Source organism: Burkholderia sp. AU28863 (genome assembly GCF_002223195.1).
Taxonomy (GTDB): Bacteria; Pseudomonadota; Gammaproteobacteria; order Burkholderiales; family Burkholderiaceae; genus Burkholderia; species Burkholderia sola.
In genome coordinates this window covers 286,502-309,039 of sequence record NZ_NKFE01000003.1, presented here as the reverse complement: position 1 = coordinate 309,039, position 22,538 = coordinate 286,502, and the positions used below count along the sequence as shown (strand labels likewise).

The following is a 22,538-nucleotide window of genomic DNA, read 5'->3' as shown; positions in this document are numbered from 1 at the left end:
CGAAACCAAGTCAACCGCATCAACTTAATCGACCGATCACCGGGTTCCTCGATCGCGGCTTCGCGCAACCGCGAACTTCATCAGGCCGTGCGCAGAAACAACCGTCGCGTGAGGTCGAACGCGACGAGATTGCCGGCCACCACCAGCAGCAGGCCGATCACCGCGAGCGGCGACCACTGGTAGCCCTCGAACACCGTCGACACGGCCAGCGCGACGATCGGGAACAGCACCGTGCAGTACGCGGCGCGCTCCGGCCCGATCCGGCCGACGAGCGTCAGGTACGCGGTGAAGCCGATCACCGAGCCCGGCACGGCGAGGTACGCGAGCGCGCCGAGATAGCGGGGGCTCATGTCGAGCGTGAACGGCATCCCGGCCACCGCGCCGCCGACGGTCAGGATCGCCGCGCCGATCAGCATCGCCCAGCCGTTGGTCGCGAGCGGGTGCAGCCCCATCGACTGCATCCGGCTCGACAGCAGGTTGCCCGCCGAGAAGCACATCGTGCCGGCGAACGCGATCGCGAGCCCCGTCCACGTCGCGTGGTCGTCGAGATGGCCGGCCATCTGCTGCCAGAACAGGCATGCGATGCCGGTCAGGCCGAGCAGCGCGCCGGCGATCGCCGACGGCCGCAGCGGGCGGCCCATGAACAGCCGGCCGTTGATCGAGTTCAGCAGCGGCGCGGTCGAGAAGACCACCGCGACGAGCCCGCTGGGCACGACCTGCTCCGCATAGTAAAAACACAGGAAATTCAGGCAGAACAGCGCGAAGCCCTGCGCGACGAGAAAGCGCCACGCTTCGCGCGGCGGGCGCACCGGGCGGCGCATCGCGCGCAGCAGCGCGAACAGCACGGCGGCCGCGAGCCAGAAGCGCCACGCGATCGACACGGGCGGCGGCACCGAGCCGAGCTGCCACTTGATCGCGATCCAGGTGGTGCCCCAGATCAGCACGGTGACGAAATAAAGCGACAGGTTCATGGCGGCGTTCCGGAAAATCGATGAATCGGGATCCCGACTATGCCGTCGCGCCGCGCGCGCCGATTGTCCGGAATTGCGGTCTTTTTCGGGACGCCGCACGCGGCGCCGCGCGCCCGCTTATACTCGGCGCATCATGAGTCTCTCCCTCTGCGCCCCGCCCGTCGACCGCGCCGCCGCCCTGGCCGGCGGCGATCTGCCGTTCGGCCTGCAGTCGGTCTGCCGCACGCTCGCCGACGCGAACGCGACGCTCGAGCGCTTCGCGTGGCTCGGCGACCACCTCGCGATCGCCGAATGGACACGGATCACCGACGAAAGCGAGACGGTCTACGAGCAGCCCGGCCACCACACGCTGTCGTGCTACCTCGACGGCGGCTACCGGACCGAGCGCCAGCGCGTGCCGCGCTACGGCGCGCCGAGCCTGCTGTGCGCGTTGCCGGGCGACCATGAATCGCGCTGGTGGGTGCGCGGCGAAATGCATTTCATCCACCTGTATTTCCTGCCCGAGCACTTCACGCAGCGCGCGATCCGCGAGCTCGACCGCGAGCCGCGCGAGCTGAAGCTCGCCGACCGCACCTATTTCGAGGATGCGCGCGTCGCCGCGCTGCTGCGCTCGCTCGCGCTCGACGGCTGGGACAATGCCGACGATCGGCTGCGCGTGAACGAAACCGCGCACGACGTGCTGAGCCTGCTGCTGCGCGGGCAGAGCGCGACGCGCACCGACACGTCGTTTCGCGGCGGGCTCGCGCCGGCCGTGCGCCGCCGCGTGCGCGACTACATCGACACGTATCTCACGCAGCCGCTGACGCTCGGCGAACTCGCCGAGGTGGCCGCGCTGTCCGAATACCATTTCTCGCGGATGTTCCGGCTGTCGTTCGGCCGCGCGCCGCACGCGTGGGTGGCCGAGCAACGGCTCGCCCGGGCCCGAGAGCTGCTGCGCACGACGGCGTTGCCGCTCGCGCAGATCGCGGCCGACTGCGGCTACGCGAACGCCGGCCACTTCAGCCATCGCTTTCGCGACGCGCACGGCACGACGCCGAATACATACCGGCGCGCGATGCAGGGCCGCTGAGCGCGGCCCGTTTCCTCGCTGCTCCCGCTTACGCGCCGCGCCGCGACAGTTCCTGTTCGAGCGCCGCGACGCCGGCCGGCAGGTCGACCGGCACTTTCAGGTCGACCATCGTGCGGCCGAACGCATGCAGTGTGCGGAACAGGTTGTGTTCGCGGCACTGCTCGCCCATCTGCCCGATCCGCACGATCGGCAAGCCGAACGAGCCCGAGATCTCGACCTGGTACTGCTTCGAGATATGGCCGCAGACCATCCCGGGCGTGAGCCCCTCCGGCGTCTCGATCCCGACCACCGAATTGAGCCGGCAGTCCTTCGGCGCATAGAGCTTGAGCCCCATCGATTCGACGCCAGCCTGCAGCGCCAGCGAGCAGCGCAGGTGGCGCGCGAAGCGGCTTTCGAGCGTCTCCGCGCAGACGAGCCGCAGCGCCTCGTGCAGTGCGAGCACGCCCGACACGGGCGCCGTGTAGTGATAGCCGGCGTTGTGCCAGAAGTTCTCCGCGAGCGCCATGTCGAGGCACCAGTGCGCGTTCGGCTCGGGGCGATGCTTCATGCGGTCCCACGCGGCATCGGAGAACGCGATCAGCGACACGCCCGGGATCGACGACAGCCCCTTCTGGCCGCCGGTGATCACCGCGTCGATGCCCCACGCATCCATCTCGAGCGGCATCGTCGACAGCGTGCACACCGCGTCGACGACCACCAGCGCGCCGGCCGCCTTCGCGAGCGCGGCGATGTCGCGCAGGTCGCGGTTCCACACGGTATTCGACGTCTCGCCCTGCACGATCGTGACGATCTCGGGCCGCTCGCGCGCGATCGCGTCGGCGATCTCGTCGAGGCTCGCGACCGCGCGGTCGGCCACTTCGAGCGTCGCGACGTCGGCGCCGACGCGCGTGGCCATCTCGGCCATCCGCGCGCTGAAGAAGCCGTTGCGGATCGACAGCACGCGCGTGCCGCGCCATGCGAGGTTCGAGATCGCCATTTCCATCGCGGCCGAGCCCGGACCCGCGACGCCGAGCACCCACTTCGTGCGGGTCTGGAACACGTAGCGCGCCATCTCCTTCACCTGCTCGATGATCTTCGCCATCGTCGCGCCGAGGTGGTTGATCACGATCGTGTTCGCCTTGGCCACCGCGGCCGGGATCGGAACCGGCCCGGCTCCCATCATCAGCAGCGGTTCTTCGGGCAGGATCGCGTCGAGCGGCACGACGACGGGACAGGGAATCGGCGAATAATCGATGGACATGGCTGGAAAAGGATCAGGAAAGGAAGGGCCCGGCCGCCCGCGGCACGGCGCCCGTGGCACGGCGCGGCCAACTGATCGATCATTCCGTGTTCCGCCGCCTCGCGCAAGAGGCACGCACGTCCGGACAGCACGACGGTGGCCCGGTCGCCGGACCGGGCCAGCCGGCCGCGCACTGCGCGCACGATGGCCGGCCGGATTGAAAAGGGATTGCCCGCCGGCCGCGAAACGGTTCCACTCGGGTTCCGAACGCCCGATTTTCTCCTCCAATATCGAGATGATTCGGTCGAAAACGGCGGTTCAGCCTCATTCGCGGGCCGAACGAAATGGACCGGCCACCTGATACAAATCGCGGAACGAATGCGATACACAAAATCCGAACGTGGAAAAAACATCCACTATTGCAGCATGTATTGGGGAACGACGCCGAAACCGCCCCGCCTCCATCTGCTCGAATTTTTCACAACACTTTGATTTAAATAGAAAATTTTCGCATCGTCGTTGTGCACTTCAATACCACGCCGGTTTTTCCGGCGCGCCCTTGCTGCATCGCATCATTAAACCGGTACTCGCGATTTCGATTTTACGCAAGCCGCCCGTTTTCTCAGGTTGACGGATATCTGCTCTGTATTGAACAATCGTCTGCGGAATCGAAAATTCTATTTTCGAGACGAGGGAGAGCTGGGGCCGCGCAATGCGCTTTCGACGTTGTGCGGCGATAAATCACAACCAAAATCAATCAACCGGGCCAGAAATACGCAAGCCATGAACCAGATTCAGACCATGCGTGTATTCGTCTGCGTCGCCGAGCAGCAAAGCTTCCGGCGCGCGGCGCACCATCTCGGCGTGTCCAATGCGCTCGTCACGCGTTCGATCGCGATGCTCGAGGGCCACCTGAACACACGGCTGATCCATCGCACCACGCGCAACCTGTCGCTTACCGAGGCCGGCGTGCGCTACCTCGACGGTTGCCGTGCGTTGCTCGAGGAATTCGACCACCTCGAATCGTCCGTCGCGCATGCCGTGCGCGAACCGGCCGGCACGCTGCGCGTCGTCGCGTCGGGGCTGCTGTCGCCGCTCGCGCTGACGCCGCTCGTCAGCAGCTTCCGGCACCGCTACCCGGAGCTGCGCGTGCAGCTGACCGTCGCCGAAGGGCCGCTCGACGTGCTCGATTCGGGCTACGACGTCGGCATCGTCACGGGCACCCGGCTCGACGGCAACCCGTCGCTGATCGGCCATGCGCTCGCGCCGAACCCGTTCGTCGCGTGCGCGGCGCCGGCCTATCTCGACCGCCGCGGCGAGCCGCGCGTGCCCGACGATCTGCCGGGCCACGACTGGGTCACGCTCGCACCGCACCAGCACGCGCCGACGTGGCAACTCGTCGGTCACGACGGCGTCGCCCATACGGTCACGGTGCGCCCGGCCTGCACGGTCAATCAGCTCGCGCTCGTGCAGGCGGCGGCCGTGGCCGGCGCCGGCATCGCGGTGCTGCCCGAGCCGTGCGTGGCCGACGCGCTCAACCACGGCACGCTCGTGCGGCTGATGGCCGGCTACCGGATCGACGATCCCGACGCGCAGTTGTCGCTCGTCTATCCGAACCGCCAGTACGTGCCGGCCCGTACGCGCAGCTTCGTCGAGCACGCGCTCGAGCACTTCGGCGCGCCGTCCGCCCGCGGGCAGACGGACTACGACTTCCTGCGGCCGGTGCGCGGCCCCGAACGCTCCGACATCGTCACGGGCCTGCAGTAAACTGCGCGCGTCAGCCATCGGAGGTGCAGCGTGCGCGTGATCCTGTTCAGCAGCCGGCAGTACGACGACGATTCGTTCACAGCCGCCAACCGGCAGTTCGGCTATCGGCTGCACTTCCAGCCGTCGCACCTCGACGCGGAAACGGCGATCCTCGCGCACGGCTATGACGTCGTCTGCCCGTTCGTCAACGACACCGTCGACGCAGCCGTGCTCGAACGGCTCGCCGACGGCGGCACGCGGCTGATCGCGCTGCGCTCGGCGGGCTTCAACCACGTCGACCTCGCCGCCGCCGAACGGCTCGGCATCACGGTCGTGCGCGTGCCCGCGTATTCGCCGCACGCGGTGGCCGAGCACGCGGTCGCGCTGATTCTCGCGCTCAACCGCCGCCTGCCGCGCGCGGTCGCCCGTACGCGAGAAGGCGATTTCTCGCTGAACGGCCTGCTCGGCTTCGACCTGCACGGCAAGACCGTCGGCGTGATCGGCACCGGCATCATCGGCAGCGTGTTCGCGAAGATCATGATGGGCTTCGGGATGCACGTGCTCGCGCACTCGGTACCGCCGTACGACGACGAGCTGATCGCGTTCGGCGCGCGCTACGTCGAGCTCGACGAATTGCTGCATCACGCCGACATCGTGAGCCTGCATTGCCCGCTGCTGCCGTCGACGCACCACCTGATCAACGAGCGGACGCTCGCGCGGATGAAGCACGGCGCGATGCTGATCAACACGGGGCGCGGCGGGCTCGTCGATGCGCAGGCGCTGGTCGACGCGCTCAAGAGCGGCCAGCTCGGCCATCTCGGGCTGGACGTGTACGAGGAGGAAAGCGGGCTGTTCTTCGAGGATCACTCCGACCTGCCGCTGCAGGACGACGTGCTCGCACGCCTGCTGACGTTCCCGAACGTGATCGTCACGTCGCACCAGGCGTTCTTCACGCGCGAGGCGCTGGCCGAGATCGCGCACACGACGCTGCTGAACATCGAGGCGTGGCATGCGCGGGCGCCGCAGAACGTCGTGGTGGCAAATCGCTGAAAAACCGCGCATTTGAGGGGTCGCGGCGCATCCGCAATCGTTTGCTCGCGCATCCCGCCGCGCACTGCACCCATCATCGTCAACAATTCAGCGCATTGTTTCGGTTGAGGTAACGTTTCGAGCGCGTCGTCTGCTATCGTTGCGCCGACGTCCTTCCCTGCCTTTGCCGCTCATGCGTTTCGACGACTCCGACATCGCTGCTGTCTACCGCGCCATCTTCGAACGGCGCGACATGCGTCACTTCACGCCGGCGCCCGTCGATCCGGCCGTGCTCGCGCGGCTGCTGCGCGCGGCGCACCACGCGCCGAGCGTGGGCTTCATGCAGCCGTGGCGCTTCATCCGCATCACCGATCCCGCATTGCGCACCGCCATTCACGCGCTGGTCGAGGCCGAGCGCCGCGCGACCGCCGACGCGCTCGGCGAGCGCCAGGACGAATTCATGCGGTTGAAGGTCGAGGGCGTACGCGAATGCGGCGAGTTGCTGGTCGTCGCGCTCGCCGACGGCCGCGAGCGCCACGTGTTCGGCCGCCGCACGCTGCCGGAGATGGATCTGGCATCCGCCGCGTGCGCGATCCAGAACATGTGGCTCGCGGCGCGCGCCGAAGGGCTCGGGATGGGCTGGGTGTCGTTGTTCGACGTCGATGCGCTGCGCACGCTGCTGCGGATGCCCGACGGTGCGAAGCCGATCGCCGTGCTCTGCATCGGGCACGTCGATGCGTTCTATGCGAAGCCGATGCTCGAAGCAGAACGCTGGGCCGCGCGGATGCCGATCGAAGCGTGCCTGTTCGAGAACGGCTGGGATGATCCGGCGGCGATCGACGGGGCCGGATCCGCGGCGTCGCGAGACGATACCGAAACGTCGGACGCGCTGCTCGACGGGGCTGCGGAGCCCACCGTCTGACCCGGTTCGGCCGGCTCCTCGCCTACAGTCGAGCCACCGCCAATCTCACAGTGTGAGCACACCGCCGGCCGCCCGTCGCACGCCGGCAACACGTATTTTGGCGCCCAGCATCAGGGTTTTCACTGAAGTAGAATCGCGGCTGACTCTCGCCTCACCGACCGCCCGTCCCGCGCATCCCGCGCCCGGCTCGAGCGGCCTTCTTTCCCGAGCCTACCGCGATGCCCCTGCCTCTTTTCGCCCTTGCCGTCGCCGCATTTGGAATCGGTACCACCGAATTCGTGATCATGGGGCTGCTGCCCAATGTCGCGCGCGACCTCGGCGTGTCGATCCCGGCCGCCGGGATGCTCGTGTCGGGCTACGCGCTCGGCGTGACGATCGGCGCGCCGATCCTCGCGGTCGTCACCGCGAAGATGCCGCGCAAGCGTGCGCTGATGGGGCTGATCGGGCTGTTCATCGCCGGCAACCTGTTCTGCGCGATTGCGCCCGGCTACGCGGTGCTGATGGCCGCGCGCGTCGTCACCGCGTTCTGCCACGGCGCGTTCTTCGGCATCGGTTCGGTGGTCGCGAGCAACCTCGTCGCGCCGAACCGCCGCGCACAGGCGATCGCGCTGATGTTCACCGGCCTCACGCTCGCGAACGTGCTCGGCGTGCCGCTCGGCACCGCGCTCGGCCAGGCGTTCGGCTGGCGCGCGACGTTCTGGGCCGTCACCGGCATCGGCATCGCCGCGGCCGCCGCGCTTGCGGTGTGTCTGCCGAAAAACCTCGCGATGCCGGACACCAGCATCACGCGCGAGTTCAGCGTGCTGAAGCACCCGCAGGTGCTGATGGTGCTCGGCATCAGCGTGCTCGCGTCCGCGAGCCTGTTCAGCGTGTTCACGTACATCACGCCGATCCTCGAGGACGTGACGGGCTTCTCGCCGCATCAGGTCACCTACGTGCTGCTGCTGTTCGGCCTCGGCCTGACGGTCGGCGGCACGCTCGGCGGCAGGCTCGCCGACTGGCGCCGGATGCCGTCGCTGATCGCGACGCTCGCGCTGATCGGCATCGTCCTCGCGCTGTTCGCCGGCACGATGCACCTGCCGTTCGCCGCGCTCGCGACGGTTTTCGTGTGGGGCATGCTCGCGTTCGCGATCGTGCCGCCGCTGCAGATCATGATCGTCGATCGCGCGAGCGACGCGCCGAACCTCGCGTCGACGCTGAACCAGGGCGCGTTCAACCTCGGCAACGCGACCGGCGCATGGCTCGGCGGGATGGCGATCGGCTCCGGCGTGTCGCTCGTGAGCCTGCCGTGGGTCGGCGTCGCGATGGCCGTCGCGGCGCTCGCGCTCACGCTGTGGTCGGCGTCGCTCGAACGCCGGCCGATGGCCGTACCGACCGAATACGTGTAACGCAACCCTGCGGCAATCGTTGCGTCCGCAACTCCTATAGGGCCTGTTCACGCCAATAACGGGCTTGCGAACGTGCGTTGCCGGCTGCAGTGCAAGAAGCAAGGAGCGCCGTTTGGCCGAGCCAAACAAGCGACGCGCGACGCCGCAATGCGGCCGGCAACGCACGTTCCCCTGATTGAAAAAATCCTTTGTCGGGCCAGCGCAAGCCCGTTATTAGCGTGAACAGGCCCCAGACGTGACGGCGTTCATGGACCTTTCAAGGGCCGCGGTGTAGCATCGCGGCCGATGAAAGCCATTCTCAATCGCGATTTCCTCGCGCTGATCCTGAGTGTCGCGGTCGTCGGCCTCGGCACCGGCGCCACGCTGCCCCTCACCGCACTTGCCCTGACCGAAGCCGGGCACGGCACCAACGTCGTCGGCATGCTGACCGCCGCGCAGGCCCTCGGCGGCCTCGCGATCGTCCCGTTCGTCACCGCGCTCGCGCGGCATATCGGCGCGCGCCGCGCGATCGTCGTGTCGGTCGTGCTGCTCGCGGCCGCCACCGCGCTGATGCAGTTCACGTCGAACCTGATCCTGTGGGGCGTGCTGCGCGTGCTGTGCGGCGCCGCGCTGATGCTGCTGTTCACGATCGGCGAGGCATGGGTCAACCAGCTCGCCGACGATTCGACGCGCGGCCGCGTCGTCGCGATCTACGCGACCAATTTCACGCTGTTCCAGATGGCCGGCCCCGTGCTCGTCAGCCAGATCGCCGGCGCGACAGGCATCCGCTTCGCGCTGTGCGGCGCGCTGTTCCTGCTCGCGCTGCCGACGCTCGCGACGATACGCCGTGCACCGCTCGCCGGCGACGACGCGCATCACGAAGCGCACGGCCGCTGGCTCGACGTGCTGCCGCGCATGCCCGCGTTGATCATCGGCACCGGCTTCTTCGCGCTGTTCGACACGCTCGCGCTGTCGCTGCTGCCGCTCTATGCGATGGATCACGGCGTCGCGAGCGCGACCGCCGTGCTGCTCGCGTCGATCATGCTGTTCGGCGACACCGCGATGCAGTTCCCGATCGGCTGGCTCGCGGACAAGCTCGGCCGCGAACGCGTGCACCTCGGCGCGGGCTGGATCGTGCTGGCCGGCCTGCCGCTGCTGCCGTTCGTGATCGCGAATCCGTGGCTGTGCTGGCCGCTGCTGTTCGTGCTCGGCGCGGCGGCCGGCAGCATTTATACGCTGTCGCTCGTCGCCTGCGGCGAGCGTTTCCGCGGTGCGGCGCTCGTCACCGCGAGCTCGCTCGTGTCGGCGTCGTGGAGCGCGGCGAGCTTCGGCGGCCCGCTGGTGGCCGGCGCGTTGATGGAGCAACTGGGCAGCAATGCGCTGGTCGGCGTGCTGGCGGCCTGCGTCGCCGCGTTCGTCGCGGCCGCGTTGTGGGAACGACGCGCGGCGGTGCAGCGCGCGGTCTGATGACGATTGGCGTTGGCGTTGGCGTTGGCGTTGGCGTTGGCGTTGGCGTTGGCGTTGGCGCGCAGCATCATGCACCGGTACGCATCGGCCCGCTCGTGCCCGTCCCGCGGTCAACGAAAACGGCCCGCGCAAGGCGGGCCGCCCTGTCCTTCCGGACGACGCTTGACCTACACGTAACGTCGGGCGCTGCGATCCGTCACGCGCCGCGCGCCGGCAAAACCTTGCCCGCACAGGTGCCGAAGCCGACGCGATAGCCGTCGCCCTGGCACCAGCCGGCGAGCGTGAGCTCGTCGCCGTCCTCGATGAACGTGCGGCTGCCGCCGCCGTTCAGCGCGACCGGCTCCTTGCCGTTCCACGTCAGTTCGAGCAGGCTGCCGAACGAATCCTTCGTCGGCCCGCTGATCGTGCCCGAACCCATCAGGTCGCCCACGCGCGTGTTGCAGCCGGCCACCGTGTGATGCGCGAGCTGCTGCGCCATCGTCCAGTACATGTGCCTGAAGTTCGTGCGGCAGATCGACGTCGCGTCGGCGGCGCCCTCCGCCCGCAGCGTCACTTCGAGCGCGATGTCGAACGCATGCTTGCCCGCATGCCGCAGATATGCGAGCGGCTGCGGCGACTGCTCGGGCTGCGCGACACGGAACGGTTCGAGCGCGTCGAGCGTGACGATCCATGGCGAAATCGTCGTCGCGAACCCCTTCGAGTTGAACGGGCCAAGCGGCACGTATTCCCACTGCTGGATGTCGCGCGCGCTCCAGTCGTTCAGCAGCACCATCCCGAAGATATGCGCTTCCGCGTCCTCGCACGCGATCGGCTCGCCGAGCGCGTTGCCCTTCCCGACGATGAAGCCCGTTTCCAGTTCGATGTCGAGCTTGCGGCACGCGCCGAACACCGGACGCTCCTGGTCGGGCAGCTTCAGTTGCCCGTTCGGGCGCCGCACCGGCGTGCCGCTCACGACCACCGACGACGCACGGCCGTTGTAGCCGATCGGCATCTCCGACCAGTTCGGCAGCAGCGCATGCTTCGGATCGCGGAACATCGAGCCGACGTTGGTCGCATGCTCCTTCGACGAATAGAAATCGGTGTAGCCGGGAATCTCGACCGGCAGATGCAGCGTCGCGTCGCGCTGCGCGACGAGCACCTGCGCGCGCAGCGCCGCGTCGTCACGCAGCGTCGCGTTGTCGCGCGAGAACAGCGCCGACAGCTGCACGCGCACGCTGCGCCACGTGTCGCGACCGAGCGCGATGAACGCGTTGAGCGTCGGCGCGGCGAACGCATCGGCATCGGCCGGCAACGTCACGAGGCCCGCACGCGCGAGCGCCGCGAGATCGACGATCTGGTCGCCGAGCGCGACGCCCGCACGGCGCGCGCCCTGCTTCGCATCGCTGAAGATTCCGAACGGCAGGTTCTGGATCGGGAAATCGCAGGCGGGATCGTTCGCCGTGTCGACCCAGCTCTTGCGAGCCGGGTCGAGCGTCGCGCGCCAGTCTTGGGTATCGCTCACTTTTGCTCCGGATTGAAGTGTTTCTTGATGCCTTGCCAGCATTCGAAGTAGTCGGCCTGCAGCTGCGCGGTGTCGAGCGCGTAGCGCGTCGGCCGGATCAGCGTGCGGGTTTCGAACATGAACGCCATCGTCGCGTCGACCTTGTGCGGCTTCGTCGTGTCGCTCGCCGACGCCTTCTCGAACGTGTCCGCATCGGGCCCGTGGCCCGACATGCAGTTGTGCAGGCTCGCGCCGCCCGGCACGAAGCCCTCGGCCTTCGCGTCGTACGCGCCGTGCACGAGCCCCATGAACTCGCTCGCGACGTTGCGGTGGAACCAGGGCGGGCGGAACGTATCTTCGGCCGCGAGCCAGCGCGGCGGGAAGATCACGAAGTCGATCGTGTCGACGCCCGGCGTGTCGCTCTGCGATTGCAGCACGAGGAAGATCGACGGATCGGGATGGTCGAAGCTGATCGAGCCGATCGTGTTGAACAGGCGCAGGTCGTATTTATACGGCGCGTAGTTGCCGTGCCACGCGACGACATCGAGCGGCGAATGACCGATGTCCGCGCGCCACAACCGGCCGTTCAGCTTCGCGATCAGCTCGAACGCGCCTTCGCGATCCTCGTACGCGGCCTGCGGCGTGAGGAAGTCGCGCGGGTTCGCGAGCCCGTTCGAGCCGATCGGGCCGAGATCCGGCAGGCGCAGCAGCGCGCCGAAGTTCTCGCAGATGTAGCCGCGCGCGTCGCCATCCGGCAGCGCGACGGCAAAACGCACGCCACGCGGAATCACCGCGATCTCGAACGGCTCGACGTCGAGCCGGCCGAATTCCGTCGCGATGAACAGGCGCCCCTGCTGCGGCACGATCAGCAGCTCGCCGTCCGCGCTGTAGAAGAAGCGGTCCTGCATCGACCGGTTCGCCGCGTACAGGTGGATCGCGCAGCCGTTCATCGCCGCGGCCGACCCGTTGCCGGCCATCGTCACGAGGCCATCGATGAAATCGGTCGGCTCGACCGGCATCGGCAGCGGATCCCAGCGCAACTGGTTCGGCGGCGTCGGCGGCACGTCGGTCGAATCGCCGAATTCCGACACGAGCCGCTGCGCGCCCGCATACGGCTCGAACGGCCGGTGCACGGCGGCCGGACGGATCCTATACAGCCACGAGCGGCGGTTGTGGCCGCGCGGCGCGGTGAACGCGGTGCCCGACAGTTGCTCCGCGTACAGCCCGTACGGCGCGCGCTGCGGCGAGTTGCGGCCGTGCGGCAGCGCGCCGGGCAACGCCTCGGTCGCGAATTCGTTCGCGAAACCGCTCAGGTAACCGGCTTCCGCCGGTTTCGACAGGTCAAGCGTCATCGTTTTCCTTTCTCCTTCAATTCAGGGCGGCGTGCGGCGCCTGCGCGCCGCTGCGCCGCGTGACGCCGGCCAGGCCCAGCACGAACAGCGCCGAGCACAGCACCGGCACCGCGGCCGCGTGGAACAGCGCGCCGTTCGACCAGTTGAGCGCAATCAGTTGCCCGCCGACGAGCGGCCCGAGCACCGAACCGATCCGGCCGATGCCGAGACTCCAGCCGATGCCCGTCGAGCGCAGCGACGTCGGGTAATACTGGCCCGCGAGCGCGTTCACGGCCGGCTGCCCGCCGACCACGCAGAAGCCGCCCGCGAACACCACCACCAGCAGCCACGGCAGCGCATGCGCGACCGAGCCGATCAATCCCACCGACACGGCCGCGCACGCGAAGCATGCGAACAGCACGCGCACGAAGCCGTAACGTTCGATGAACCAGCCGAGCGACAGCGTGCCGATCACGCCGCCCGTCTGCAGCACCGTGCCGACGATCACCGCCGTGCCCGGCGAATAGCCGGCTTCGCGCATCACGGTCGGCAGCCAGTTCGACAGGAAGTACAGGTCGATCAGGTTCATGAAGCTGATCGACCACAGCAGCAGCGTGACCGGCAGGCGGCCATGGCGGAACAGCTCGGCGACCGGCGCGCCGCTCGCCGCGCGCTCGCGCACGACGAGCCGCGTGTTCGCATCGATGCCGGCGTGCGGCGCGAAGCGCGCGAGCCAGTCGCGCGCCTGCGCGACACGCCCCTTCAGCACCAGGAACTGCAGCGATTCAGGCAGCCGCGCGAGCATCGCGATCGTCAGCACGAGCGGCACCGCGCCGCCGACGAAGAACACCGAGCGCCAGCCGAGCGCCGGAATCAGCGCCGCGCTGATGAAGCCGCCGATCGCCGCGCCGAGCGTGAAGCCGCACGACACGATCATCATCCGCTTCACGCGATGCGCGGCCGGGCTGAATTCGCCGACGAGCGCCATCGCGTTCGGCATGATGCAGCCGAGGCCGAGGCCCGTGACGAAGCGCAGCGCCATCAGCATGGGGATCGAGCTCGCGAACGGCGTCGCGAGCATCGTCACCGCGAAGAACAGCGTCGAGCCGATCAGCACCGGGCGCCGCCCGATCCGGTCGGCCAGCACCGACAGCCCGAGCGCGCCGAGCAGCATCCCGAACAGGCTCGCGCTGAACACGGGCCCCAGCGCCTGCTTCGGCACGCCCCATTCGGCGATCACGCTCGGCGCGACGTAGCCCATCGCCTGCGCATCGAAACCGTCGATCACGAGGCACAGCCCGCACAGCGCGAGCAGCATCGCGTGAAAACCCGGGCGATGGGTCTCGTCGATCACGCGCTCGACTTCGAGCACGCGCGTATCGGCCGCCGCGCTCATTGCGCGACCTCGGCGGACGGATGCACGGGCGGCGTCACGCCCTGGCGCGCGAGCGCCATCGCTTCGCGCAGCACGTCGGCGTCGCCGATCTGGTTCGCGAGCAACAGGATCAGCTTCGCGTTGACGAGCTGGCTGTCGGCGTCCGACAGGTCGCGATGCATGTCGATCAGCGCTTCGTAGAACGCATCGGGGTCGGCCAGACGCGGGCGGGTATCGAGTGGGGGCATGACGGTGTCTCCGGTGTCTTTATCGTATTCAGCGTGCGCAGGTCGCGCGCGCCAGTGCGTCGGCGATCGCCTGACGGTCGAGCGTGCGCGTGCGTGCGCACACGTGCTGGTCGGGACGCAGCAGGTAGAACGTGCCGGGCTGCGCGTCGTAGCGCCGCGCGGCGAGCCCGTCGACGTCCTCCACGACGTCGACGCCGGTCGCCGGCTGCGCATGCCCGGCCGGCACGACGAGCACCGGCCGCACCGGCAGCGCGAGGCCGTCGACGGCCTGCGCGAGCGCGGCCGCGTCGCCCGGCAAGCCGAACAGCACGCCGGTGAAGCCGCCGCGCAGACGCTGCAGCAGCCAGCCCGGCGCACCCTGCACGCGCACCGGCGCATCGGCCGCCGCCGCGCCCGGCCGCATCGCGCACGCAAACGTGTCGCCGTTGCGGTCCGGCGTGTTCAGCGGCGAATCGGCCAGCACGGCCGGCACCGACAGGCGCCCGCTGTTCACCAGCTTGCGCGCGAACTCGCAGTCGCGCGCGAGCTTCAGCGTCGCGTCGCGGAACACGCGCGACACCGCGCTCTTCGGCGTGATGAAGTCGGTCGAGCGCGTCGAGTTGCGGATGTTCTCGTCGGCCGCGAACTCGCGCTCGCTTGCATACGTGTCGAGCAGGCGGTCGTGCGCGCGCCCGTCGAGCACCAGCTTCAGCTTCCATGCGAGGTTGTCCGCGTCCTGCACGCCGCTGTTCGCGCCGCGCGCGCCGAACGGCGACACCCCGTGCGCGGAATCGCCCGCGAACAGCACGCGGCCGTGGCGGAACGTATCCATCCGCTGGCAGCGGAACGTATAGACGCTCACCCACTCGAGCTCGAACTCGACGTCCGGCCCGAGCAGCGCGCGCACGCGCGGGATCACGCGCTCCGGCTGCTTCTCCGCGACGGGATCGGCATCCCAGCCGAGCTGGAAGTCGATGCGCCACACGTTGTCCGGCTGGCGGTGCAGCAGCACCGACTGGTTGCGGTGAAACGGCGGATCGAACCAGAACCAGCGCTCGGTCGGAAATTCCGCCTTCATCTTCACGTCGGCGATCAGGAAGCGGTCCTTGAACGTGCGGCCACGGCTTTCCAGGCCCATCATCGTGCGCATCGGGCTGCGCGAGCCGTCGGCCGCGATCACGTACTGCGCGCGCAGCGTCGCGACGCCGTCCGGCGTCTCGATCGTCAGCACCGCGTGTTCGGCCGACTGGTCGACGCCCGTCACCTTGTGCTTCCAGCGAATGTCGATGTTCGGCAGCTCGAACGCGCGATCGGCCAGATAGCCTTCGACGTAGTACTGCTGCAGGTTGATGAACGCCGGGCGCGCATGCCCTTCCTCGGGCAGCAGGTCGAACGCGTAAAGCTGCTCGTCCTGCAGGAACACCTTGCCGACATGCCAGCTCACGCCCTTGTCGACGAAGCGCTCGCCGCAGCCGAGCCGGTCGAAGATCTCGAGCGTGCGCTTCGCGAAGCAGATCGCGCGCGAGCCGGTCGACAGCGTGTCGTCGTCGTCGAGCAGCACGACCGGCACGCCCTGCTGCGCGAGGTCGATCGCGGCCGCGAGGCCCACCGGCCCCGCGCCGACGACGATCACCGGGTGGACGGCCGCGTCGTGCGCGCGGGCGCGGTACTCGAATTTCAGCGTCTGGTAATCGATGCTCATGGTCGCCATCCGCGCCTCACCCCCGCCGTGCGCGCACCGCTGCGCCCGTCGTTCCGTCCGTCTGCCGCCGGCGCGCGCGCCCGCCTGTCCTGTCAACCGCCACGTCTCGCTCCTTGCTTCCTGTTGATTCGCGAACGGCGCCGTTGCTCGGCGCCTGCCTGCCGCATTTCTTGATCGGCGACAAATCCTTGGATTTACGAATAGTAAAACCAATTACGGATAGTGAAATCAACGTAAACCCTGATCGCTCGCTCGGGAACGGGATAACCATATGAGTGAAACGGCAAGCCGAGCGCGGCGCGCACTGCTAATATCAAGTCAACGAGGCGGCCCTTTCGGCCGCCATTTTTCCTTTTCACGCCGATGATTCCGCCTACCATCCCCGAGCTGGTCACCCGTGCCGGGCAACTGCCGTATCTGCGGGAGCACCTCGCGCTTGCCGAAGGCGGGACCGCGTGCGCGAATCTGCCCGAGCGCACGCTCGCCAGCGCGTACGAGCCGATCTACGACGTGACGATGCCCGGCTCGCCGCAATCGACGTCGTTCGCCGACGCGATCGAGCGCTACGGCGACGAGCTCGGCTTTCAGGCCGTCACGCTCGTCACCGGCGCGCAGCACGATCCGGTCGACGCGGCCGTCGACGACCAGACGCTGGTCGCGATCGACCGCCTGTCGCGCGCGCTGCACGCGATCAATTTCTTCGGTGCGCAACGCCACGGGCTGCTGTTCCTGCGCGTGCACGAGCGGCTGCTCAAGAGCGTGAAGTACGACCACGGCAAGCATTTCTCGTCGGTGCTGCAGCGCTTCGGGCTGCCGACCGAGCGGATCGTGATCGAGCTGCCGGCGGTCGCGGTCGCCCACAAGACGTTCCTCGGCTACCTGACCCGCAGCTACCAGCATCACGGTTTCAAGGTCGCGGACAAGCTGCCGGACCCGGGCCGCATCCTCGCGGTCGAATCGGACATGGCGCGACCCGACTACATCAAGATGGATGCGGGCATCGCATTGCGCGACGGGATGGTCAAGGCGCTCGTCGCCTATGCGCAGCGCGTGCGGATTCCGCTGATCTTCGACGGCGTCGTCGACGAGACGCAGTGCGAGTTGCTTCGCCAGCACGACGTGCGGTTCATGCAGGGGCCGGTGTTCGCGAAGGTCGTGACGGTCTGAGCGGCGAGGCGGAAGCTGCGCGCGCGGCGTGGCCCGCCAGATAGCGGACTCCGGTATCGCATTGTTCCGGGAATCGGGTTTCAGCACGCGGCGTCGTTCGACGCCGGCCGGTTTCCCGTTCGTTCATGCAGGAAGGTCGGCCCCGCTTGCGCGCGAGCCCGACACCGGTGCATCGACGCCGATGTGCGGCCTATTCTCTGCCACCATCGTCGTACTTCGGTAGATCGTCGTCGATCTCGATGCCCGGGAAACGGTCGCCGTACCAGACGTGCCACGCCGGACGCAGCCGCGACGGTTCGTCGAGCGTCGCGTAATTGATCTCGACCGTCTGCGGCGCGTCGGAACGCCGGTATTCGAGCTGCGCGCCGCAACGGCCGCAGAAGCGCCGCTCACCCCACGCGCTCGACGCGTAGACGGTCGGTTCGCCCTGCAGGTATGCGAATGCGTCGATCGGCACCGATGCCGATGCGACGACCGCCGCCCCGGTCGTGCGCTGGCAGAGCCGGCAGTGGCAGAAGCCGGCATCGGTCGGGACGTCGGCGATACGGTAGCGGATCGCGCCGCACGCGCATCCGCCTTCCATCGGTTCGGGGTGCGCCATGGCAGACCTCGTCGTCGGGAAGCAGGCGAACGATGATGAGCGCGGTTCGCCCGTCGCGCAATACGCGAGGCGACGCCTCTGTTCCCCGCGCCGCCGCGAACGAACCGGTTGGCGCGCGACGGCAACGCCCGCGCGCGCGGGTTGCTCAGACCGTCGGCCCGAGCCGCTGCGCGAGTGCCTTCAGTCGCGGTCCGACCTGCGTGCGAAACACGTCCTCGTCCATCGACGACGCGGGGCCGCTGCAGCTCAGGATCAGCCAGCGCCCCTCGCGCGGCTCGCGAAACGGCACGGCCGCCGCATTCACGTCCATGTGCCACGCGCGGAACGAATAGCAGCACCCGCCTTCGGAAAACTCGGCCACCGCGTGCTGCGCGGCCGCGACGAGCGCATCGGCGTCGGCCGCGCCGCCGGCCGCGCGGTGCAGTTCGGCATAGAGCGCGCGGCGCACGTCCTCCGGCTGCACGGCCAGGTACGCGCGCCCCATCGAGCTCGTCAGCATCGACAGCCGCGAACCGGGTGCGAGCCCGAGCGTCAGCGCGGTCTCGCTGCGGATCGTCTCCAGATAGATCATGTCGAGCCCGTCGCGGCAGCCGAGCGACACGGCCGCGCCGATCTCGCGCGCGAGCGCCTGCATGTGCGGCCGCGCGAGATCGATCGTCCCCGAGCCCGACAGCAGCGCGTAGCCGAGCGACAGCACGCCGGCGTCCAGCGCATACTTTCCGAGCGTCTCGTCGTAGCGCAGATAGCCGAGCACGGTCAGCGTATAGGCGAGCCGGTTCACCGTCGCCTTCGGCAGGCCCGTGCGTTCCGCGAAATCACGATTGCCCAGCATCGTCTCGCCGGGCCGGAAGGCGCGCAGCAGGTCGAGTCCGCGCGCGAGCGCGACGACGAACTTGCGCTCGTCGATGGCGGTGTCGTCGATGGTTGAAAGTGTCATCCGGTGCTACACTGAGATCGATTTGCAAAACATTGTTCCGCACAGCGAAACGCAAGTCAAGCGAACTTCAGGTATCAGCCCGGAGCAAGCGCCGAAGCGCGACCTCTGCCGGACCGGCATGCACGGGCTGGCAGGCTGCGTCGAGGCGCCCGCCCCGACCGACCGCAAAGCATGGAGCCGAGTGAGCGCTGACCCGGGTCGACCGCAATGCATGGAGCCCGAGTAAGCGCTGAAGCGCTAACTCGGCGCCGACCGCGATGCATGGGGCCCGAGTAAGCGCTGAAGCGCTAACTCGGGCCGACAGGAGATGAGACGATGAGTGCTGCAACTTTTCATTGGGACGATCCGCTGCTGCTCGACCAGCAACTGACCGAAGAAGAGCGGATGGTCCGCGATGCCGCGCAGGCGTACGCACAGGACAAGCTCGCGCCGCGCGTTACCGAAGCGTTCCGCCACGAACGCACCGACGCGGCCATCTTTCGCGAAATGGGCGAAGTCGGCCTGCTCGGCCCGACGATCCCGGAGGAATACGGCGGCCCCGGCCTCAACTACGTGAGCTACGGGCTGATCGCGCGCGAAGTCGAACGGGTCGATTCGGGCTACCGGTCGATGATGTCCGTGCAGTCGTCGCTCGTGATGGTGCCGATCCACGAATTCGGCTCCGATGCGCAGAAGCAGAAATACCTGCCGAAGCTCGCGACCGGCGAATGGATCGGCTGCTTCGGCCTGACCGAGCCGAATCACGGCTCCGATCCGGGCAGCATGGTCACGCGCGCGAAGAAGGTGCCGGGCGGCTACTCGCTGTCCGGCGCGAAGATGTGGATCACCAACTCGCCGATCGCCGACGTGTTCGTCGTGTGGGCGAAGCTGGAAGAGAACGGCAAGGACGCGATCCGCGGCTTCATCCTCGAGAAGGGCTGGAAGGGTTTGTCTGCGCCGGCGATCCACGGCAAGGTCGGGCTGCGCGCGTCGATCACCGGCGAGATCGTCCTCGACGAGGTGTTCGTGCCCGAAGAGAACCTGATGCCGAACGTGAGCGGCCTGCGCGGCCCGTTCACCTGCCTGAACTCGGCGCGCTACGGGATCGCGTGGGGTGCGCTCGGCGCGGCCGAGTCCTGCTGGCATACGGCGCGCCAGTACGTGCTCGACCGCCAGCAGTTCGGCCGGCCGCTCGCCGCGAACCAGTTGATCCAGAAGAAGCTCGCCGACATGCAGACCGAAATCACGCTCGGCCTGCAAGGCGTGCTGCGCCTCGGCCGGATGAAGGACGAAGGCACGGCCGCCGTCGAGATCACGTCGATCATGAAGCGCAATTCATGTGGCAAGGCGCTCGACATCGCCCGTCTCGCCCGCGACATGCTCGGCGGCAACGGCATCTCCGACGAATTCGGCGTCGCGCGCCATCTCGTGAATCTCGAAGTGGTCAACACGTACGAAGGCACGCATGACATCCACGCACTGATCCTCGGCCGCGCGCAGACGGGCATCCAAGCATTCTTCTGACGATCCGGCCATGACGCGGCCGGCGACGACGCCGCGCACGCCACCATGCAAAAGCCCGCCCGGCATCGCTGCCGGGCGGGCTTTTCTGCATCGGAGCCGCTGCGCCGGGCCGCCGATGCTTACTTGTTCGGCTGCGGCGTCAGGCGCAGATACGGGCGCACCGCGTTGAAGCCCTTCGGGAAGCGTTTCTTCAGCTCTTCCGGATCCTGCAGCGACGGCACGATCACGACGTCGTCGCCGTCCTTCCAGTTACCGGGTGTCGCGACCTTGTAATTGTCGGTCAGTTGCAGCGAATCGATCACGCGCAGCACTTCGTCGAAGTTGCGCCCCGTGCTGGCCGGATAGGTGATCGTGAGCCGCACCTTCTTGTTCGGGTCGATCACGAACAGCGAACGCACCGTCAGCGTTTCGTTCGCATTCGGGTGAATCATGTCGTACAGCTGCGACACCTTGCGGTCCGCGTCGGCGATGATCGGGAAGCCCACGACCGTCGACTGCGTTTCGTTGATGTCGTTGATCCAGCCTTTGTGCGATTCGACGCCGTCGACCGACAGCGCGATCACCTTCACGTTGCGTTTCTCGAATTCACCCTTCAGCTTCGAGGTCAGCCCGAGTTCGGTCGTGCACACCGGCGTGTAGTCGGCCGGATGGGAGAACAGCACGCCCCAACTGTTGCCGAGCCACTCGTGAAACTTGATGGTGCCCAGGCTCGATTCCTGCTCGAAATCCGGTGCGATGTCACCAAGACGCAGACTCATGATGTTCCCTCCTCGAACGATGCTGGTTGAAACCGCGCGCCGGACAGCGCGGGGCAGTCCATCAGCTTACGGGAAGCAATGGGCCGTGCGAACGAATATTCAGTTTGATATTCATACTTTTTTGTCATTTTTACCCGGCGTCGTGGCAGGACGGTGGGCGGCAAGGGAAACTTTTCAATCCTTTGTCGCTCTGTTCATGATTACAAGTCGTTTACCATGCAGTCTTGCGCTGCCGCCGTGTGTCTTCCCGGCTCGCCAGCAGGCAGGGGTTTCGCTACGATGTGAACCTGCAGCATGACAGCACGAAGGGAGTTGCAATGTCGGAAATCAACAAGGAGAAACTGATGTCGGATATCAAAACCGTTCTCTCGGACGCCGAAGACCTGCTCAAGCAAGCAGCGAGCAGCACGGGCGACCGTGCGGCCGAGCTGCGCGAGAAGGCCATGTCTCGCCTGAAGCAGGCCAAGGAAAAGGCGGCCGACGTCCAGGTCGTGGTGGTCGAGAAAGGCAAGAAGGCCGCGCGGGCAACCGACGACTACGTGCACGAGCATCCGTGGACGTCGATCGGCGTGGCTGCCGGCGTCGGCGTGCTGATCGGCTTGCTGATCAACCGCAAGTAACGCGCTCTGCGCCGTTTCGCCCCGCGGGCCGCGTCGCGCGACCCGCGGGCGTCGAAGTCAGCCGGCTTGCGCCGGCCGGCTTGGTCCTAGCTGCTTACTGCACGCGCAAGCACCTCATCCATGACGACAGACACCCCCTCGCAGCCGTCCGGTCAAGGACCGCTGCGCCGCCTCGTCGGCTCCGCCATCGGCCTTCTGCAGACGCGCCTCGAACTGGTGGGCATTGAGCTTGCCGAGGAGAAGGAGCGCCTGATGGGCGTGCTGTTCCTCGGCCTCGCCGCGATGATGCTCGCGACGATGGCGCTCATCAGCCTGACCGTGCTGATCGCGATCGCGTTCTGGGATACCTACCGCTGGCAGGCGCTTGCCGCGATCACCGCGCTGTATGCCATTGGCGGCATCGCGTGCGCGCTGAAGGCGCGCTCGGGCCTGCGCGACGCGCCGACCGTGTTCGAGGCGACGCTGGCCGAGCTCGAGAAAGACCGCGACCTGTTCCGCGGCAAGCCGTGAGCGCGCTCGCGCTCGTCCCTCCCACCTACTTCGCCGACGCGCCATGAGCCAGAACATCACGGGCAATCCCTCCCGCTCCCATTCGTCGCGATCGAACTGGAGCGCGTCGCAGCACCGTGCGCTTCGCAAGGAATTACTGATCCTGCGATCCGAAGTCGAGCGGCTCGAATTTGCGGAGGCCGCCGCCGAAATGCGCCAGGCCGTCACGCGCTTCAGCTGGCTCAAGGTGTTCATCCCCGGGCTGTCGACCAGCAGGTTCGGCCAGTCGGCCAGGAACCTGAACGCAAGCCTCGGCCAGCTCGTCAACCAGTATCCGATGCTGAGCTCGCTCGCATCGCTCGTGCTGGCGAAACCCGTTCGCTCGCTGCTGCGCGCAAGCACGGGCCCCGCGTTGAAGTGGGGCACGCTCGGCTTCGCCGCATGGGAGGTCTACCGGATCTGGAAGCAGTCCCGCGACGAGCGCGGGCTGGACCCACGCGACGACTGACCGTCGGCACCCCGCGCGCGCGGCCACGCGCCGCTGCGCGCGCTCCCGGC

21 protein-coding genes are annotated in these 22,538 nt (G+C 67.8%); 11 read left to right on the top strand and 10 right to left on the bottom strand.

The features are described 5' to 3' along the window. Positions 1-80: 80 nt before the first annotated feature. Complete coding sequence (locus CFB81_RS03760) at positions 81-971, bottom strand: DMT family transporter (protein WP_089434604.1); 891 nt, start codon at positions 969-971, stop codon at positions 81-83. Positions 972-1,104: 133 nt separating this feature from the next. On the opposite strand from CFB81_RS03760, the gene CFB81_RS03755 reads away from it, so the two are divergent. Then, positions 1,105-2,040 (top strand): AraC family transcriptional regulator, encoded by a 936-nt coding sequence (locus CFB81_RS03755; protein WP_069616642.1) that lies wholly within the window; start codon positions 1,105-1,107, stop codon positions 2,038-2,040. Between the two features lie 28 nt (positions 2,041-2,068). Here CFB81_RS03755 and CFB81_RS03750 read toward each other — a convergent pair whose 3' ends face one another. Continuing rightward, on the bottom strand, positions 2,069-3,280 hold the full coding sequence (locus CFB81_RS03750; protein ID WP_069616643.1) for an alanine--glyoxylate aminotransferase family protein: 1,212 nt from the start codon (positions 3,278-3,280) through the stop codon (positions 2,069-2,071). 762 nt (positions 3,281-4,042) lie between these two features. On the opposite strand from CFB81_RS03750, the gene CFB81_RS03745 reads away from it, so the two are divergent. The 5 genes from CFB81_RS03745 to CFB81_RS03725 all read left to right on the top strand — a co-directional run bounded on the left by CFB81_RS03745 (position 4,043) and on the right by CFB81_RS03725 (position 9,790). Then, a complete protein-coding gene (locus tag CFB81_RS03745) occupies positions 4,043-5,026 on the top strand; it encodes a LysR family transcriptional regulator (protein WP_089434603.1) in 984 nt (327 codons plus the stop codon). 30 nt (positions 5,027-5,056) lie between these two features. After that, positions 5,057-6,055 carry a 2-hydroxyacid dehydrogenase gene (locus tag CFB81_RS03740; RefSeq protein WP_069616645.1) on the top strand — a complete coding sequence of 333 codons (999 nt, stop codon included), beginning with the start codon at positions 5,057-5,059 and terminating at the stop codon, positions 6,053-6,055. 172 nt (positions 6,056-6,227) lie between these two features. Next, positions 6,228-6,956: a 5,6-dimethylbenzimidazole synthase gene (gene bluB, locus CFB81_RS03735; RefSeq protein WP_069616646.1), complete on the top strand. Its 729-nt coding sequence runs from the start codon at positions 6,228-6,230 to the stop codon at positions 6,954-6,956. A gap of 218 nt (positions 6,957-7,174) precedes the next feature. Further along, entirely contained in the window at positions 7,175-8,344 is a 1,170-nt protein-coding gene (locus CFB81_RS03730) for an MFS transporter (RefSeq protein ID WP_089434602.1), read from the top strand. A gap of 285 nt (positions 8,345-8,629) precedes the next feature. Beyond that, positions 8,630-9,790, top strand: a complete 1,161-nt coding sequence (locus CFB81_RS03725) for an MFS transporter (protein WP_069616648.1) — start codon at positions 8,630-8,632, stop codon at positions 9,788-9,790. 196 nt (positions 9,791-9,986) lie between these two features. Here CFB81_RS03725 and fahA read toward each other — a convergent pair whose 3' ends face one another. Genes fahA through CFB81_RS03700 form a run of 5 tightly spaced genes read right to left on the bottom strand, consistent with a single transcriptional unit; the run spans position 9,987 to position 15,905 of the window. Further along, positions 9,987-11,291, bottom strand: a complete 1,305-nt coding sequence (fahA, locus tag CFB81_RS03720; protein WP_089434601.1) for a fumarylacetoacetase — start codon at positions 11,289-11,291, stop codon at positions 9,987-9,989. Next, positions 11,288-12,622 carry a homogentisate 1,2-dioxygenase gene (gene hmgA, locus CFB81_RS03715; protein ID WP_089434600.1) on the bottom strand — a complete coding sequence of 445 codons (1,335 nt, stop codon included), beginning with the start codon at positions 12,620-12,622 and terminating at the stop codon, positions 11,288-11,290. The genes fahA and hmgA overlap by 4 nt, the downstream gene beginning before the upstream one ends. A gap of 16 nt (positions 12,623-12,638) precedes the next feature. Beyond that, positions 12,639-13,997, bottom strand: coding sequence for an aromatic acid/H+ symport family MFS transporter (locus CFB81_RS03710; protein WP_089434599.1), 1,359 nt, complete (start codon positions 13,995-13,997; stop codon positions 12,639-12,641). Next, complete coding sequence (locus CFB81_RS03705) at positions 13,994-14,224, bottom strand: DUF2783 domain-containing protein (RefSeq protein WP_069616652.1); 231 nt, start codon at positions 14,222-14,224, stop codon at positions 13,994-13,996. Before CFB81_RS03705 ends, CFB81_RS03710 begins: the two co-directional genes overlap by 4 nt. Positions 14,225-14,252: 28 nt before the next feature. Then, on the bottom strand, positions 14,253-15,905 hold the full coding sequence (locus tag CFB81_RS03700) for an FAD-dependent oxidoreductase (RefSeq protein ID WP_089435318.1): 1,653 nt from the start codon (positions 15,903-15,905) through the stop codon (positions 14,253-14,255). 363 nt (positions 15,906-16,268) lie between these two features. On the opposite strand from CFB81_RS03700, the gene CFB81_RS03690 reads away from it, so the two are divergent. After that, positions 16,269-17,072: an EAL domain-containing protein gene (locus CFB81_RS03690; protein WP_069616654.1), complete on the top strand. Its 804-nt coding sequence runs from the start codon at positions 16,269-16,271 to the stop codon at positions 17,070-17,072. Positions 17,073-17,262: 190 nt separating this feature from the next. Here CFB81_RS03690 and CFB81_RS03685 read toward each other — a convergent pair whose 3' ends face one another. Continuing rightward, on the bottom strand, positions 17,263-17,673 hold the full coding sequence (locus CFB81_RS03685; RefSeq protein ID WP_069616655.1) for a GFA family protein: 411 nt from the start codon (positions 17,671-17,673) through the stop codon (positions 17,263-17,265). A gap of 145 nt (positions 17,674-17,818) precedes the next feature. Next, entirely contained in the window at positions 17,819-18,610 is a 792-nt protein-coding gene (locus tag CFB81_RS03680) for an IclR family transcriptional regulator (protein WP_089434597.1), read from the bottom strand. Between the two features lie 315 nt (positions 18,611-18,925). On the opposite strand from CFB81_RS03680, the gene CFB81_RS03675 reads away from it, so the two are divergent. After that, positions 18,926-20,113, top strand: coding sequence for an acyl-CoA dehydrogenase (locus CFB81_RS03675; protein ID WP_059779344.1), 1,188 nt, complete (start codon positions 18,926-18,928; stop codon positions 20,111-20,113). 119 nt (positions 20,114-20,232) lie between these two features. Here the strand turns inward: CFB81_RS03675 and CFB81_RS03670 are convergent, their stop codons facing one another. Next, the gene (locus tag CFB81_RS03670) at positions 20,233-20,871 is read right to left on the bottom strand and encodes a peroxiredoxin (protein WP_006476788.1); all 639 of its coding nucleotides are present in this window, start codon (positions 20,869-20,871) and stop codon (positions 20,233-20,235) included. A 317-nt stretch (positions 20,872-21,188) separates the two neighbouring features. Between CFB81_RS03670 and CFB81_RS03665 the strand changes: the two genes are divergently transcribed. The 3 genes from CFB81_RS03665 to CFB81_RS03655 all read left to right on the top strand — a co-directional run bounded on the left by CFB81_RS03665 (position 21,189) and on the right by CFB81_RS03655 (position 22,488). After that, the gene (locus CFB81_RS03665) at positions 21,189-21,491 is read left to right on the top strand and encodes a YqjD family protein (RefSeq protein WP_006494044.1); all 303 of its coding nucleotides are present in this window, start codon (positions 21,189-21,191) and stop codon (positions 21,489-21,491) included. 120 nt (positions 21,492-21,611) lie between these two features. Next, a complete protein-coding gene (locus tag CFB81_RS03660) occupies positions 21,612-22,001 on the top strand; it encodes a phage holin family protein (RefSeq protein ID WP_069616657.1) in 390 nt (129 codons plus the stop codon). Between the two features lie 43 nt (positions 22,002-22,044). Beyond that, positions 22,045-22,488, top strand: a complete 444-nt coding sequence (locus CFB81_RS03655) for a DUF3318 domain-containing protein (RefSeq protein WP_089434596.1) — start codon at positions 22,045-22,047, stop codon at positions 22,486-22,488. The last annotated feature ends 50 nt before the right edge of the window (positions 22,489-22,538 follow it).